The sequence below is a fragment of the Lachnospira pectinoschiza genome (assembly GCF_020564355.1).
In the GTDB taxonomy this organism is placed as follows: Bacteria; Bacillota; Clostridia; order Lachnospirales; family Lachnospiraceae; genus Lachnospira; species Lachnospira intestinalis.
Genome location: NZ_JAJCRR010000004.1, coordinates 369,455 through 384,908 on the forward strand (window position 1 = coordinate 369,455; position 15,454 = coordinate 384,908).

13 protein-coding genes are annotated in these 15,454 nt (G+C 42.4%); all 13 read left to right on the forward strand.

All coding sequences use genetic code 11. The annotated features are described in order from the left end of the window. Positions 1-53: 53 nt before the first annotated feature. Positions 54-641, forward strand: coding sequence for an accessory gene regulator B family protein (locus LI288_RS10565; RefSeq protein ID WP_227090365.1), 588 nt, complete (start codon positions 54-56; stop codon positions 639-641). After that, the gene (locus LI288_RS10570) at positions 616-747 is read left to right on the forward strand and encodes a cyclic lactone autoinducer peptide (protein ID WP_227090366.1); all 132 of its coding nucleotides are present in this window, start codon (positions 616-618) and stop codon (positions 745-747) included. Before LI288_RS10565 ends, LI288_RS10570 begins: the two co-directional genes overlap by 26 nt. A 189-nt stretch (positions 748-936) precedes the next feature. Further along, positions 937-3,885: an EAL domain-containing protein gene (locus tag LI288_RS10575; protein WP_227090367.1), complete on the forward strand. Its 2,949-nt coding sequence runs from the start codon at positions 937-939 to the stop codon at positions 3,883-3,885. 305 nt (positions 3,886-4,190) lie between these two features. After that, entirely contained in the window at positions 4,191-4,610 is a 420-nt protein-coding gene (gene queD, locus LI288_RS10580; protein WP_227090368.1) for a 6-carboxytetrahydropterin synthase QueD, read from the forward strand. A 3-nt stretch (positions 4,611-4,613) separates the two neighbouring features. Further along, positions 4,614-5,324: a putative 7-carboxy-7-deazaguanine synthase QueE gene (gene queE, locus LI288_RS10585; RefSeq protein ID WP_227090369.1), complete on the forward strand. Its 711-nt coding sequence runs from the start codon at positions 4,614-4,616 to the stop codon at positions 5,322-5,324. 188 nt (positions 5,325-5,512) lie between these two features. After that, entirely contained in the window at positions 5,513-6,097 is a 585-nt protein-coding gene (folE, locus tag LI288_RS10590) for a GTP cyclohydrolase I FolE (RefSeq protein ID WP_022431204.1), read from the forward strand. Continuing rightward, entirely contained in the window at positions 6,063-6,746 is a 684-nt protein-coding gene (gene queC / locus LI288_RS10595; protein ID WP_022431205.1) for a 7-cyano-7-deazaguanine synthase QueC, read from the forward strand. The genes folE and queC overlap by 35 nt, the downstream gene beginning before the upstream one ends. 25 nt (positions 6,747-6,771) lie before the next feature. Continuing rightward, positions 6,772-7,269 carry a preQ(1) synthase gene (gene queF, locus LI288_RS10600; RefSeq protein WP_022431206.1) on the forward strand — a complete coding sequence of 166 codons (498 nt, stop codon included), beginning with the start codon at positions 6,772-6,774 and terminating at the stop codon, positions 7,267-7,269. Positions 7,270-7,446: 177 nt separating this feature from the next. Beyond that, positions 7,447-8,334 (forward strand): pyridoxal 5'-phosphate synthase lyase subunit PdxS, encoded by an 888-nt coding sequence (pdxS, locus tag LI288_RS10605; protein ID WP_022431207.1) that lies wholly within the window; start codon positions 7,447-7,449, stop codon positions 8,332-8,334. Between the two features lie 146 nt (positions 8,335-8,480). Next, the gene (gene pdxT, locus LI288_RS10610) at positions 8,481-9,041 is read left to right on the forward strand and encodes a pyridoxal 5'-phosphate synthase glutaminase subunit PdxT (protein WP_227090370.1); all 561 of its coding nucleotides are present in this window, start codon (positions 8,481-8,483) and stop codon (positions 9,039-9,041) included. Positions 9,042-9,176: 135 nt separating this feature from the next. Beyond that, on the forward strand, positions 9,177-11,813 hold the full coding sequence (ppdK, locus tag LI288_RS10615; protein ID WP_227090371.1) for a pyruvate, phosphate dikinase: 2,637 nt from the start codon (positions 9,177-9,179) through the stop codon (positions 11,811-11,813). A gap of 483 nt (positions 11,814-12,296) precedes the next feature. Then, positions 12,297-13,808, forward strand: coding sequence for a precorrin-2 C(20)-methyltransferase (gene cobI, locus LI288_RS10620; protein WP_227090372.1), 1,512 nt, complete (start codon positions 12,297-12,299; stop codon positions 13,806-13,808). A gap of 164 nt (positions 13,809-13,972) precedes the next feature. Continuing rightward, positions 13,973-15,049, forward strand: a complete 1,077-nt coding sequence (locus LI288_RS10625; RefSeq protein WP_227090373.1) for an HD-GYP domain-containing protein — start codon at positions 13,973-13,975, stop codon at positions 15,047-15,049. The last annotated feature ends 405 nt before the right edge of the window (positions 15,050-15,454 follow it).

The window sequence follows — 15,454 nt, forward strand, 5'->3', positions numbered from 1 at the left end:
TTTTTCAGAAAAAAGATATGATTCGGGCAGAAACAGATAAGGAGTAAAAGCGAATGACACATCGGCTGGCGGGAATTCTTTCGGACTATTTATCCCGGGAACAGATGATTGAAAAAGATGAAGCTGACATTTATCAATATGGGCTGGAAATTTTTATGGACGGTGTTCTGGAAACACTGCTCTTAGTAGTTTTAGGCATATTGTGGGGCAGATTCTGGCAAAGCATTTGTTTTATTGTGTCATTTACAGTGCTTAGAAGTTTCACAGGAGGATACCATGCAGCCACAAAGGTAAGATGTGCAGGTGCTACGGTCGGATTGTACATATTGAATCTGACAGCAGCGGGGGAACTGAACAGTCATTTTACAGCAGTGCTTCTGCTGGCGGCTGTCGGTACGGGAATCATCTGGTGGCTCGCTCCGGTGCCGCATGCCAATAAACCGTTAGACGGGGAACAGGTCGTAATGAATCGAAAAAAATCGCGGTTTATCAGCATGTGCTATCTGTTGGGGGTATTCGTTTCAAAAAGTGTCTTGGCAGAAGTAGGGGACATCGTGGCAATGACGCTTTTTGAAACTGCAATATTAATTTTAATTCAAAAGGGGGTAAGAAAGTATGAAGAAAGTTTTAAAAGCTGTTAAGGCAGTTGGTTTAAAGACTGCAAAAAGTTCAGTAAATTCAGCTTCTTTCTTTTATATGCATCAGGTTAAAGAACCTGTAAGCGTAAAAGAACGTTTAAAGAAGTAAAAAATACAAAAGAATAACCGGATTGAGCCGCCCATGCAGGAAGACAGGTCTGCAGGGGTGGCTTTTGTTATAAATATACAAAATGAATGGTAGTTTTTCATAAAATAAAGGTGCTTTAGGATTGAAATTTTATTCTATTTGCACTACAATAAAAATTAGAGTTGTTGTGAGGATAGGAGGGTAGCTTTTATGGAGGGTGCACAGTTAAGTGACTTTTATTACAACCGTACCTTTATGTCGAATGTCAGAAGTAAAATGGAGATGGGACTTTCTGGCGCATATAGTATGGTCGCAATCGATATTGAGCATTTCAGGCTTTTTAATAAGCTTTATGGCAGAGAAACCGGAGACGAACTTATTCTTTATATTCAGAACTGTTTAAAAGAGATTGCAGGAGAGCATGACGGTGTGGAAGGTTATCTGGGGGCAGATAATTTTGGAATATTTATACCGGATTCTCATGAGATTATTAAACAGATTCAGGAACAGATTATAAAAGGTATTCATAAATGGAACAATACGGTCGGCTTTTATCCGGTTATCGGTATATATTCCATTAATACAGATACAGATTCGCCGGAGATTATGTATGACCGGGCGACATTGGCTCTGTCTAATGCTTTTGAAGGACAGCCTGATCATATCTGCCATTATACACAGGAGATGGAGTCACGGCTGGAAAAAGAAGTGGAACTTTTATCCGAGATACAGGAGGCCTTAAAAAATAATGAATTTACCTTTTTTGCACAGCCGCAGTGTAATATTGCAACACATCAGATTGTGGGTGCAGAAGCACTCGTGCGCTGGGTGAAACCGGATGGGACGATGGTATCTCCGGGGGCATTCATTCCGGTATTGGAAAAGAACGGAATGATAGACCGGTTGGACCGCTATGTATGGGACAAGGTATGTGCGTGGATAAGAAGCTGGATAGACAGGGGATTCCAGCCGGTTCCGATTTCTATTAATGTATCAAGGGTAGACATTTTTTCAATGGATGTACCGGCATATATTTTCTCGTTATTGGAAAAATATCAGCTCTCCGAGCATTATGTAAAAGTGGAGATTACGGAAAGTGCATATACAGAGAGTGATGAGCGGATTACCAGTACGGTTAACATTTTGCGCGGAAAAGGCTTTAAGGTTATGATGGATGACTTTGGATGCGGCTATTCGTCTTTGAACATGTTAAAAAATATTCCTGTTGATGTGTTAAAGCTGGATATGCGTTTTCTGGATATCAGTGAAACAGAAGAAGAAAAAGGCATGAACATCTTAGAGTCTGTTGTTAATATGGCAAGACTGCTTCGGCTGCCTATTATCGTGGAAGGTGTTGAAACAGAGAAACAGGAACAGTTTGTACAGAGCCTAGGATGCCGTTATATTCAGGGATTTTATTTTTATAAACCGCTGCCGGTCAAGCAGTTTGAAGAACTGCTAAGCGACGAACGTCAGCTTGATTTTCATGATTTATTTTATAAGCAGGTAGAGCCGCTTCATATTCGTGAATTTATGGATACGAATTTCATTACGGATAGTATGTTAAATAATGTCTTAGGACCGGTTGCATTTTATGAAATGAGGGATCATCAGATTGAAATTACCAGGGTCAATGAACAGTATTTTCAGTTGATGGGTACATCATCAGGGCAGGCGAACAGTTACGGAAAGCGTTTTTGGAATCATGTGCATGCAGATGACAGGGTCCTTTTGCATACAATCTTTGAGAAGGCATTTTCGAATCAGATGTCCGGAGCAGATGGATATATTCATTTTATGCAGATGGACGGCACGGTCATTCTTGTATACATGAGAGTCTTTTTCCTGCGGGAGAAGGACGGCTGCCGCCAGTATTACGGTTCGCTGATGAATGTAACCGAAGTGCAGGCAGATAAAAAGCAGGCAGAAGTGCAGACACAGATTACGGATAGGGCATTTAATGAAGATTATGAAAGTCTTGAGGCACACTTTGGAAAAATGCCGACAGGATTTTGTATTGACCGCCTGATTTTAGATGAAAATAATAAACCGGTGGATTATGAAATCTTATATGCCAATGAAACAATGCGGCAGGTCTGCACCGGAGATTTAGAACAGCTAAAGGCACTTTCATATCAGAGTTTCGGTGATAAGGTAGAGGAAGCGTATACGTATATGTATAATGCGGCATATAAAGGTGAAAAGAAAACATTTTACCTTTACAGCCACATTTCCAACCGGTATATGCAGTTTACATATTATCAGTACCGGGAAGGTTACATCGGTGTGATTATACAGGATATTACGAATACATATATTGCATCGAATGCTCTAAAGAGTATGCTGCTTTCCTATCGTGAAGTTTATTTTGTACAGTTAAAGGACAATTATTATCATATGATTTACCCGGATGAAAATTCATTACAGGAGCGTGGTAATTACGAGGAATCCATTAACCGTCATTTTTATATGGGGAAGATTGTATCAACCGATGAAAAGAATATCCGTAAGTTTCTCTCGCTGACAAATCTCAATAAAGGACTTGCAAAGCAGGATACGCTGGAAATGTCCTATAAACGGTTAGATGAAAAAAACAATAAGGAATGGTGCCTGACAACGGTAGCGGTGTGCGAACGGGACAGTGATGGTACACCAAAGGATGCAGTCATTGTAATCCGCAGTATTGATACGCTGATGCAGGGAAGGAAGGATAAACGTGCGGTATATCTGTCAGAAACACTGGCAAATATGTCAGAAGGCTTTTTTATCTATCGTGCAGTGGGCGAAGAAAAACTGCTCTATGCCAATCCGGGTGCAATCCGTCTGTTTGGCTGTGAAACGATAGAGGAGTTCCGGGAGCATGTGCATAATTCATTCCGCGGTATGGTACATCCGCAGGATTTGGCACGCGTGGAATGGGAAATTCACGATCAGATAAAGCAGTCCGACCGCAGTATGGATTATATTAAATACCGTATTGTAAGAAAGGACGGCACGGTGCGCTGGCTTGATGACTGCGGACATTTAGAGCATCAGACCATTGAAGTGGGCGGTGGACTTTTTTATGTGTTTATATCGGATATTACTGATACAATTACCGAAGCTCAGAAAAATATGCTGCTTGCAAAAAATAAATATTACAATAGTGAAAAACAGTAAAACAAAAAATCTGGGAACCGGTTGACATTTTAAAAAGGATTTGTTATCCTATTTCCTAGCAATAATAGACAGTTCGTTTGTACCATCCTGTCTCTAAACAAAACCAGGACTATACAATATTTAAAGGAAAATTCTGCCACAACGGCAGAACGGGATAAATTTGCATAGTATGTTTAGAACATGGATTTGGGTTGAATCCATGTTCTTTTTGTACGCATTGCGGCGCACGTTTCTGTAGGACAGCAGCAGGCAGTCAGCAGGAAGAGTTACATGACAGAATGGAAAACGTACGGAAATGAGGAAAAATGTATATTTTAAAGACGGAACACAGCTTTGATGCGGCGCATTTTTTATACGGATATGAAGGAAAATGCAGCAATATTCATGGACACCGCTGGCGTGTTGTGCTGGAAGTCTGTACGGAGGATTTACAGGAAGACGGACAAAACCGCGGCATGTATGTGGACTTTGGCGATTTAAAGCGGGATTTAAGGGAATGTGTGGATGCACTTGACCACTGCCTGATTATTGAAACCGGCAGTTTAAAGGAAGCGACACTTGCAGCGCTTGAAAGTGAGCAGTTTAAGATTTTGCAGTTTCCGTTCCGTCCCACGGCGGAAAATATGGCAAAATATTTTCATGAAAAAATGCAGCAGGCAGGATACCGTGTAAAACGTGTAACCGTATATGAAACACCGAATAATGCGGCGTGCTATGAGGAATAAAGTATGAACATGAATAATCAAATAAAGTACCCGGTGGTAGAACAGTTTGTGAGTATCAACGGAGAAGGAACAAAAGCCGGGGAACTGGCAGTTTTTATCCGTTTTAAGGGGTGCAACTTAAATTGCAGTTATTGTGATACACAATGGGCAAACAGACAGGATACCCCGGCGGTCGAAAAGACGGCGGCAGAACTGGTGGCAGACGTGTGCCGCACAGGAATAGACAATGTGACAATGACAGGCGGAGAACCGTTGCTGCAGACAGAACTTGCGGGTCTGATAAAAGAACTGTTGTCTGCGGGAAAAGCTGTTGAGATTGAAACCAACGGAAGTGTCAGTCTGGAAAATGTGCGTGCACAGGTAAAACATTTAACACAAGAACGGCAATCTATGGAGCGGCTTTCAATGACCATGGATTATAAGCTGGCAGGCAGTGGAATGGAAACATTTATGCGCCTGCAGAATTTTTCCGAATTACAGCCGCAGGATACCGTTAAATTTGTGGCGGGCAGCATTGAAGATTTGGAAAAGACACGGCAGATAATACAGGAATATGGATTGACACAGAAATGTCATGTATACATCAGCCCGGTATTTGGTGCGATTGAACCCGCAGACATTGTGGAATACATGAAAGCACATCAGATGAACGGCGTGCGTATGCAGTTACAAATGCACAAATTTATCTGGGCACCGGATGAAAGAGGCGTTTAGTGTGAAAAATAAATAGCTATGATGGCAGATGAGAAATCGCTTACGCGAATTTCTCATCGCCTCTTCGCAACAAGTCGCTCAGAAATGGGGATTAATGTAAACAAGCCATAAATGAAAGCTTGTTTACATCGCATTTGTTTCGGAATGAAAGCAAATAGACTTTATCGCAGAACTGAATGGAGAGAAAAATGAAAGAGATTGATACAGAAGCGGTGGCTTATCATATCCGTGGGCTGTTAGAAGCACTCGGAGATGACCCGGACAGGGAAGGGCTAAAAGAAACACCGCAACGGGTTGCCAGAATGTACGAAGAAGTATTTGAGGGCATGAAATATACCAATGAAGAGATTGCACAGATGTTTGACAAGACATTTTCGGAAGACGAAGAAGGCGGGGCGGACCGTTACGGTGATATGGTAGTTGTCAAAGATATTGACATTTTTAGTTACTGCGAACATCATCTGGCATTAATGTATGATATGAAAGTTACGGTGGCTTATGTACCCAACGGTAAAGTCATCGGACTTAGTAAAATTGCAAGAATCGCGGATATGGTGGCAAAGCGGTTACAGCTTCAGGAACGCATCGGCACGGATATTGCGGATATTATTACGCAGGTGACCGGCTCGGAAGACGTAGCTGTTTATATAGAAGGCTGCCACAGCTGCATGACGGCACGCGGAATCCGAAAGACGAATACAAAAACATATACACAGACACTAAGAGGGAGATTTCAAAATGAAAGCAATGGTTTTATGCAGTGGTGGCGTTGACAGTACCACTTGTTTAGGAATGGCAGTTGATAAGTATGGTGCGGAAAATGTGATTGCACTGTCCATTTACTATGGACAGAAGCACACCAAAGAAATCGAGTGTGCGAAAAAAGTAACACAGCATTATCAAGTGGAGCATTTATCACTGGATTTGGAAAAAATATTCCAGTACAGCGATTGTTCCCTGCTTTCACATTCCGATAAAGAGATTCCGCAGGAAAGCTATGCCAGCCAGATAGAAAAGACAAACGGTACACCGGTATCGACATACGTGCCGTTCCGCAATGGACTGTTTTTATCCAGTGCGGCAAGCATTGCACTGTCAAAGGGCTGTGAAGTCATTTACTATGGTGCACACAGCGATGACGCGGCGGGAAGCGCATACCCGGACTGTAGTGATGCGTTCAACCGGGCGATAAATGACGCTATTTATATAGGAAGCGGAAAGCAGTTAAAGGTGGAAGCACCGTTTATTGCACGCACTAAAGCAGAGGTCGTAAAAATCGGACTCGACCTTCATGTGCCGTATGAATATACATGGAGCTGCTATGAGGGAAATGAAAAACCGTGTGGAGTCTGCGGAACGTGCATTGACCGTGCCAAAGCATTTGCGGCAAACGGTGTCAAAGACCCGGCATTATCATTTTAAAAATATAAATAAGGAAGGAAAAACAATGGCAGGAAGAAGTAAAGAAGAAACGCAGGGGGTAACACTGCTTGGCAATCAGGGAACAAAGTATCCCGACAATTATGCGCCGGAGGTTTTGGAAACATTTGTAAACAAACACCCGGATAACGACTATTTTGTAAAATTTAACTGCCCGGAATTTACAAGCCTCTGCCCGATTACAGGTCAGCCGGACTTTGCAGCAATTACAATTTCGTATGTGCCGGATGTAAAAATGGTAGAGAGTAAATCATTAAAGCTGTATCTGTTCAGCTTCCGCAATCACGGAGATTTTCATGAAGACTGTGTCAACATCATCATGAAAGATTTAATCCGCCTGATGGAGCCGAAGTACATAGAAGTATGGGGAAAATTCACCCCGCGCGGCGGCATTTCCATTGACCCGTACTGCAATTACGGAAAGCCGGGGACACGCTGGGAGCAGGTTGCATGGGAGCGGTTAAGCAGTCATGACTTATACCCTGAAAAGGTAGACAACCGCTAAACTGGCTATAAGAGTTTTAACAACTGACCATATATAAATTTAAAACTGAATATAAACAGATTTGAAACTGGACATTATAAAAATATTATTTTTGAATATTTTATTATGCCCAGTTTTTGTTATACTCCATTTAAATGTTGATTCAAAATTAATAAAAAGGAAATGGAGAAAAAAACGATGGCAAACGAAAATGCAAAAAACAGATACGAATTAAATAAAGAACTGGCACAGATGTTAAAGGGCGGCGTTATTATGGACGTTACCACACCGGAACAGGCAAGAATCGCACAGGAAGCAGGCGCATGTGCGGTCATGGCACTGGAAAGAATCCCGGCGGATATCCGTGCGGCAGGCGGTGTTGCAAGAATGAGTGACCCGAAGATGATTAAAGGAATTCAGGAAGCAGTAACTATTCCTGTTATGGCAAAATGCAGAATTGGACATTTTGCGGAAGCACAGATTCTGGAAGCAATCGAAATCGACTATATTGATGAAAGTGAAGTATTATCTCCGGCAGATGATGTTTACCACATTGACAAACACAAGTTTTCCGTACCGTTTGTATGCGGCGCAAAGGATTTAGGGGAAGCGTTAAGAAGAATTAACGAAGGTGCTTCCATGATTCGTACAAAGGGTGAACCGGGAACAGGTGACGTTGTGCAGGCAGTCCGTCATATGAGAAAAATGAACAGTGAAATGGCAAGACTTGTTTCCATGCGTGAAGATGAATTGTTTCAGGCGGCAAAGGAATTACAGGTACCGTATGATTTAGTATTATATGTTCATGAGAACGGAAAGCTTCCGGTTGTAAACTTTGCAGCAGGCGGCGTTGCAACACCGGCAGACGCGGCACTGATGATGCAGCTTGGCGCAGAAGGTGTATTCGTAGGTTCCGGTATTTTTAAATCAGGAAATCCGGCAAAACGTGCGGCAGCAATCGTAAAGGCAGTTGCTAACTTCACAGATGCAAAGCTGATTGCAGAGTTATCTGAAGACTTAGGCGAAGCAATGGTTGGTATCAATGAACAGGAAATTGAACTTTTAATGGCTGAAAGAGGCAAATAGTGTGAAAAATAACGCTGATGCGCCATTTTTCACACAGTTGTTTGTTTCTGAGCGAAAGCAAACAACATTGATGGCAGATGAGAAATCGCCTGCGCGAATTTCTCATCGCCGCTTCGCGACAAAGTCGCTCAGAAATGAGGAGTAGTATGAAAATCGGAATTCTTGCAGTACAGGGGGCATTTGCAGAACATGAGCAGATGCTGGAACAATTAGGTGCAGAATATATAGAATTAAGAAAATGTGAGGACGTCCGTCAGTCTTATGACGGACTGATTCTTCCGGGCGGAGAAAGTACCGTACAGGGAAAACTGATGCGGGAACTGGATATGTTTGATACCATACAGAGCCAGATAAAAAACGGTATGCCGGTGCTTGCAACGTGTGCCGGGGCGATTCTTTTAGCACAGCAGTTAAGCAATGATGCGGCAACACATCTTGCCACGCTTCCGGCGGTTGTGCGCCGCAACGCTTACGGAAGACAGCTCGGCAGTTTTTCCGTTGACGAACAGATTGAAGGAATCGGTACGTTTCCGATGCGCTTTATCCGCGCACCGTATATTGAAAAAGTATTGGACGATACAAAGGTACTTGCAAAAGTGGACGGTAATATTGTAATGGTGGAAAATAAAAACCAGCTTGCAATGTCCTTCCACCCGGAACTGACATCAGATACGCGGATTCATGAAATGTTTTTGAAAAAAATTTAGCAAAAGAATGTCAAAAAATTAACAAAAAGTCTAGGCATATTTTTCTTTTTTTGGTATAATCATATAAAAGAGTAGTGGGGTAAAACCCCCGGCATCATATGGATTAACTGTTAGAAAAGTATGGAGGGCAAAGGTATGAGGAAATGGGTTTACAAATTTCATGAAGGCAATGCAGACATGCGGGAGCTTCTCGGTGGAAAGGGTGCGAATCTTGCAGAGATGACCAATCTCGGTATGCCGATTCCACAGGGGTTTACCATAACGACGGAAGCATGCACGGATTATTATGCAAATGAGGAGCAAATCCGCGAAGAAATCCAGACACAGATTTTTGAAGCGGTGGGCTGGCTGGAGCAGGTAAACGGAAAGAAGTTCGGGGACAATGTCAATCCGTTGTTAGTATCTGTCCGTTCCGGCGCAAGGGCATCCATGCCGGGCATGATGGATACCATTTTAAATCTGGGACTGAATGATGAAGCAGTGGAAGGATTTGCAGAAAAGACCGGCAATCCGCGTTTTGCATATGATTCGTACAGAAGATTTATCCAGATGTTTTCCGATGTTGTCATGGAAGTGCCGAAGTCTTACTTTGAAAAGATTATTGACGAGGTCAAGACAGACAAAAAAATCAAGTATGATACGGAACTGACGGCAGAGGATTTAAAGGAACTGATTGCGCGGTTTAAACAGGTTTACCGTGAAGCAATGGATGGAAAAGAATTTCCACAGAATCCACAGGAGCAGTTAATGGAAGCCGTTAAAGCGGTATTTCGTTCATGGAATACGCCGCGTGCCATTACTTACCGCAGAATGAATGACATTCCGGGGGACTGGGGAACGGCAGTCAATGTCCAGACCATGGTATTCGGCAATAAAGGTGCAACTTCGGGAACGGGTGTTGCATTTACAAGAAATCCGTCAACCGGTGCAAAGGGCATTTATGGGGAGTATTTAATTAATGCACAAGGCGAAGATGTGGTTGCCGGCGTGCGCACACCACAGCCGATTACGCAGCTTGAACAGGATATGCCGGAGTGCTACCGTGAATTTATTGATCTGGCGATGAAGTTAGAAGACCATTACCGCGATATGCAGGATATGGAATTTACCATTGAAGAAGGAAAGCTGTATTTCTTACAGACCCGCAACGGCAAGCGGACGGCACAGGCTGCAATCCGGATTGCATGTGATTTGGTAGATGAAGGAAAAATCACACCACAGGAAGCCGTGCTTAGAATTGATGCAAAATCACTCGACCAGGTACTGCACCCAACGTTTGATACGGAAGCTTTAAAGGCAGGGGAAGTGATTGGAGAAGCACTTCCGGCTTCACCGGGTGCGGCGGCAGGTAAAATTGTATTTACGGCGGAAGATGCCAAACGGCTCGTGAAAGAGAATAAAAAAGAACGTGTCATTCTGGTACGTCTGGAAACATCACCGGAAGATATTGAAGGAATGCACGCAGCACAGGGAATCCTTACCGTGCGCGGCGGCATGACATCCCATGCGGCAGTCGTGGCAAGAGGCATGGGAACGTGTTGTGTATCCGGCTGTGGTGCGATTGCGATTGATGAAGAGGCAAAAGAATTTACACTGGGTGGATATACATTCCATGAAGGAGATTTTATTTCACTGGACGGTACAACCGGAAAGATATATAAAGGGGACATTCAGACGGTAGAAGCAACCGTGAGCGGAAATTTCGGACGGATTATGGAGTGGGCAGATGAGTTTAGGACACTGGGTGTACGAACCAATGCAGATACACCGGCAGATACGAAAAAAGCTGTGGAACTGGGAGCTGAAGGAATCGGACTGTGCCGGACAGAGCATATGTTTTTTGAGCAGGACAGAATTCCGAAAATCCGTAAAATGATTCTGTCAAAGACCGTAGAGGGCAGAGTTGCGGCATTGGATGAACTGCTTGTATTCCAGAAAGCGGATTTTAAGGCAATGTATGAAGCACTGGAAGGCAGACCGATGACCGTGCGTTATTTAGACCCGCCGCTGCATGAATTTTTACCGACAGAGGAAGAAGACATCAAGGCACTGGCAGAAGATATGCACATGACTGTTGAGGAGATTAAAGAAACGTGCGCCGCACTGCACGAATTTAATCCGATGATGGGACACCGAGGCTGTCGTCTGGCGGTAACATATCCTGAAATTGCACGTATGCAGACCAGAGCGGTTATGGAAGCGGCGATTGAGGTGCATGTCGAAAAAGGATACGACATTGTGCCGGAGATTATGATTCCGCTGGTCGGAGAACGAAAAGAATTAAAATTCGTAAAAGATGTCGTTGTCGAAACAGCAGAGCAGGTCAAAGCAGAAAAACAGTCCGATATTCACTATAAAATCGGAACCATGATTGAAATTCCGCGTGCGGCACTGCTTGCAGATGAGATTGCACAGGAAGCAGAATTTTTCTCATTTGGCACAAATGACCTAACGCAGATGACATTTGGTTTTTCAAGAGATGATGCGGGCAAGTTTTTGGATTCTTATTATAAGAGCAAGATTTACGAATCAGACCCGTTTGCACGCTTAGACCAGAATGGTGTAGGCCAGCTGGTTGCAATGGCAGTGCAGAAGGGCAGAAGCACCCGGCCGGATTTAAAATGCGGTATCTGCGGCGAGCATGGCGGCGACCCATCCAGCATTGCATTCTGTCATAAGGCAGGCTTAAATTACGTCAGCTGTTCACCGTTCCGCGTGCCGATTGCAAGAATTGCGGCGGCACAGGCAGCACTTTCTGATACGGAAAAGTAAAAGTATAAAAAATAAACGAAAAGACTGTTTTAAGGATAAAAGATACAATATCTTTAAAACAGTCTTTTTTGCGGCTTAAAATCTTCATATAAAAGTGACACATCAAAAGCCATGCCCCACCCAAAGCAGAAAGAGATTGCGGTGTGCTAAAAAAACATATAATATAATGGTATAAAAAATCAGGCGAAAATGGAGAGAAATGCGAAAATCCATAAATTAAAGATTTTCGCATAACATTTTGTGCCGCAGGCGTCACAAAATTGTGTTTATCGCAGAACTGAACCGGTTCAGTTCGTGGTTTCTCCGGCATTAGAATGTCTGCGGAAATGAGGAGAGTATGAAAAATAATGCTGATGCGATTATTTTTCATACGGAGATTTGTTTCTGAACGAAAACAAATCTCCCTGATGGCAGATGAGAAATCGCCTTCGCGAATTTCTCATCGCCATTTCGCGATAAAATCGTTCAAGAAATGAGGAGAGTATGAAAAAGGCAATTTTAATTGTGAGTTTTGGGACGACTTACCCGGAAACACGTCAGAAAAATATAGCGGCAATTACCAGACAGGTGCGGGCATTGTATCCTGATGTTTTGGTAGCAGAGGCTGTATCCAGTACAATTGTACGAAATGTAATGAAAAAGCGTGAACATATGGATGCAAAGAGCCCTGAAGAAGGACTGATAAAACTCAAAGAGCAGGGGGCAACCCATGTAGCGGTATTCCCGACCCATGTTATTGACGGAATTGAAAATCACCGCATGAAGCAGGCAGTTGAAGAATACCGTTTGGCATTTGAACAGATAACCGTGGCAGATGCACTTTTGACAGAGCCGGAGGATTATACAAATGTAGCAAAAGCATTGTGGGAATCTTTAAAAGAAGAAACAGGAGATGCGCCACTGATTTTAATGGGACATGGCACGGAACACGCGGCAGACAGCAGTTACGCCGTTATGGAGCAGGCATTGCGGGCATATGCACAACATCCGGTGTATATTGCAACCGTTGAAGGAAAGCGGACAATTGCAGATGTCATTGCACAGATGAAATTCGAGGGGATTGTAAATACTAAAGTTATTGTGGCACCGTTTATGCTGGTAGCGGGTGACCATGCCAATAATGACATGGCAGGAGAAGAAGATTCTTTTTCAAGCCTGTTAAGGGAAGAAGGTTATGCGCCGGAATGTATTTTACGTGGAATTGCAGAATATCCGGCAATCCGGGAAGTTTATTTATCACATTTACAAAAAACTACAGGTACGCTGTTTGCGGATATTACGGCACAGAATCGTCCGGGAATCCTTTATGGAATCGGTGTAGGGAGCGGTAATCCCAAGCAGATGACGTTACAGGCATTGGAAATCATCCGTTCCTGTGATTTGATTGTGCTTCCGGCGGTGTCCAAAGAGGAGTGTTATGCGTACCGTATTGTAGGACAGGTCTGCCCGGAAATTTCGGATATGCCGCTGTTGTGTATGCCGTTTCCGATGATAAAAGATGAGAAGAAACTGGAACTTGCCCATACACGTATTTATGAAACGATAGAGGATTATCTGCGGCGCGGTCAGATTGTTGGAATGCTTACAATCGGTGACCCCGGTATTTATTCAACCTACCTGTATATGCACAAGCGTGCAAAAGAAAACGGCTGGCAGGCAGAAATCATAAACGGGGTGCCGTCATTTTGTGCGGTTGCTGCAAAATTAGGTATTTCACTCGGAGAAAAAAAGGAAGAAATTCATATTATTCCGGCGGCGTATGAAGTGGAAGATACATTTTCCTATAGCGGAACGTGCGTTTATATGAAATCAGGCAAACGGCTGGCAGAACTGTTAGATGCCCTGCGGTCATGGCAGGATAAGACAGGGAAAATATATGAAGTATGGGGTGTTTCCAATTGCGGTATGGCGCAGGAACAGGTATATTATGGATTAGATGAACTGGAAAAAGCAAAAGGGTATCTGACAACAGTCATTGCAAAACAAAAGAAATAAAAATGCGGCAGACGGGATTCAGGAACAGTATCTGTATATATCCAATATAGAACAGATAGAGCAGACAATCGGCTTATTTTGTAAGTATAAAGAACCATTGTAATTTACGTTTATAGAAGATATTATAATAAGTATAGAATACAAGAGAATACGGGGGTACCAATATGGCAAAAATCAGAATAGCAGTGAATCATCTGTGTAATGATATGATTATCGGGGAAGACGTTTATAATAAATCCGGTGTTGTATTAGTAGCGCAGGGCTCGATAGTAACAGATGAGGTCATCAGCCTGTTGTCACGTCATTTAATTGATAGTGTTGCAATTGAATATCAGGCAGCAGCAGATGAACCACAGCAGGCAGAAAATGCGCAGCCATTAGTAGATGAAAAACAGTATCAGGAATTTCAGGAGCATTTCAGTGTTGCGGAAAATATGCTTTCTGATAATTTGAAAAAAATCGTTGAAAACAGTGAAGATATAGATGTTCAGGCATTGATGAATGTAACAAATGAAATTCTTGAAAAGTCGCGGAATGAAACGAATTTATGTAATATGCTGTTAATGATGAAAAAAGATACCGAATCATTATATGCACATTCCATTAATGTATCCATATTATGCCAGATTCTGGCAAAATGGTCCGGATGTACACCGAAGGAAATTGAAAATGTAGCAATAGCGGGTCTTTTGCACGATGTTGGTATTTTAAAATTCCCGGAAGAAATGCGTAAAGATTTTACGTTCCGCAAAGAAATGGAAGGCGGAGTATACAATAAGCATGTATTATACAGTTATAACATTGTTAAAAATCAAAATATCGATACTGAAATAAAGAAAGCAATCCTTGGACATCATGAGCGTTTAGATAAAAGTGGCTTCCCGCTGCGTATTTCAGAACATGGTATCGGCAAGCTGGCACGAATTCTTGCAATTGCAGATATATTTGATACATACACCATGAAAGAAAATGATATTCAGCCGATGTCCGTTTTTTCTGTAATAAAGAAAATGGAAGAAATGCATTTGCACAACATTCTTGATACACAGTTTAACATGACATTTATTGCGCATATTGCACATACAATGGTACAACACAGAGTTTTATTAAATGATGGAAGAACCGGGCAGGTTGTCATGATTAACAGATTGAATGTATCCCGTCCGCTTGTACAGGTAGGTACAACATTTGTTGATTTATCAAAAGAGCATTCATTATATATACAGGAATTATTGGATTAGTAAATAAAACACCCGTTACCGATTCAAGGCATTATGAAAAGAATCGACAACGGGTGCTTTTTATATAAAGTGTATTTATATAGAAATGTTTTTGCCAATTTTAGTGCCTCACGATAAAACCTTCAGATATAAGAATGAACAGAAAGCACGTAAAGCCGCATAGATACTGGATTTGTGGAATTTAATCCTAAAATGCTGAAAAAAGTCAAAAAAAACTTTAAAAAGTTGTTGACAACCTGACCCAATGGTGATATTATAATCAAGTCGCCGCGAGCGAGGGCAACAAAAACAGCCCACAGCGGTAACGAAATAAAACAAATCAACAACGGCTTTTAAGCTGGTATTGATAAACGAACATTGATAACTGAACAGTAAAACAACCCTGAAAATTCTTTGAAATTTTCA

Coding starts and splice junctions, on each gene's coding strand:
- LI288_RS10565 (WP_227090365.1), top strand. CDS start 54: ATGACACATCGGCTGGCGGGAATTCTTTCGGACTATTTATCCCGGGAA.
- LI288_RS10575 (WP_227090367.1), top strand. CDS start 937: ATGGAGGGTGCACAGTTAAGTGACTTTTATTACAACCGTACCTTTATG.
- queC (WP_022431205.1), top strand. CDS start 6,063: ATGAAAGCAATGGTTTTATGCAGTGGTGGCGTTGACAGTACCACTTGT.
- cobI (WP_227090372.1), top strand. CDS start 12,297: ATGAAAAAGGCAATTTTAATTGTGAGTTTTGGGACGACTTACCCGGAA.
- queE (WP_227090369.1), top strand. CDS start 4,614: ATGAACATGAATAATCAAATAAAGTACCCGGTGGTAGAACAGTTTGTG.
- folE (WP_022431204.1), top strand. CDS start 5,513: ATGAAAGAGATTGATACAGAAGCGGTGGCTTATCATATCCGTGGGCTG.
- queF (WP_022431206.1), top strand. CDS start 6,772: ATGGCAGGAAGAAGTAAAGAAGAAACGCAGGGGGTAACACTGCTTGGC.
- queD (WP_227090368.1), top strand. CDS start 4,191: ATGTATATTTTAAAGACGGAACACAGCTTTGATGCGGCGCATTTTTTA.
- pdxS (WP_022431207.1), top strand. CDS start 7,447: ATGGCAAACGAAAATGCAAAAAACAGATACGAATTAAATAAAGAACTG.
- LI288_RS10625 (WP_227090373.1), top strand. CDS start 13,973: ATGGCAAAAATCAGAATAGCAGTGAATCATCTGTGTAATGATATGATT.
- LI288_RS10570 (WP_227090366.1), top strand. CDS start 616: ATGAAGAAAGTTTTAAAAGCTGTTAAGGCAGTTGGTTTAAAGACTGCA.
- pdxT (WP_227090370.1), top strand. CDS start 8,481: ATGAAAATCGGAATTCTTGCAGTACAGGGGGCATTTGCAGAACATGAG.
- ppdK (WP_227090371.1), top strand. CDS start 9,177: ATGAGGAAATGGGTTTACAAATTTCATGAAGGCAATGCAGACATGCGG.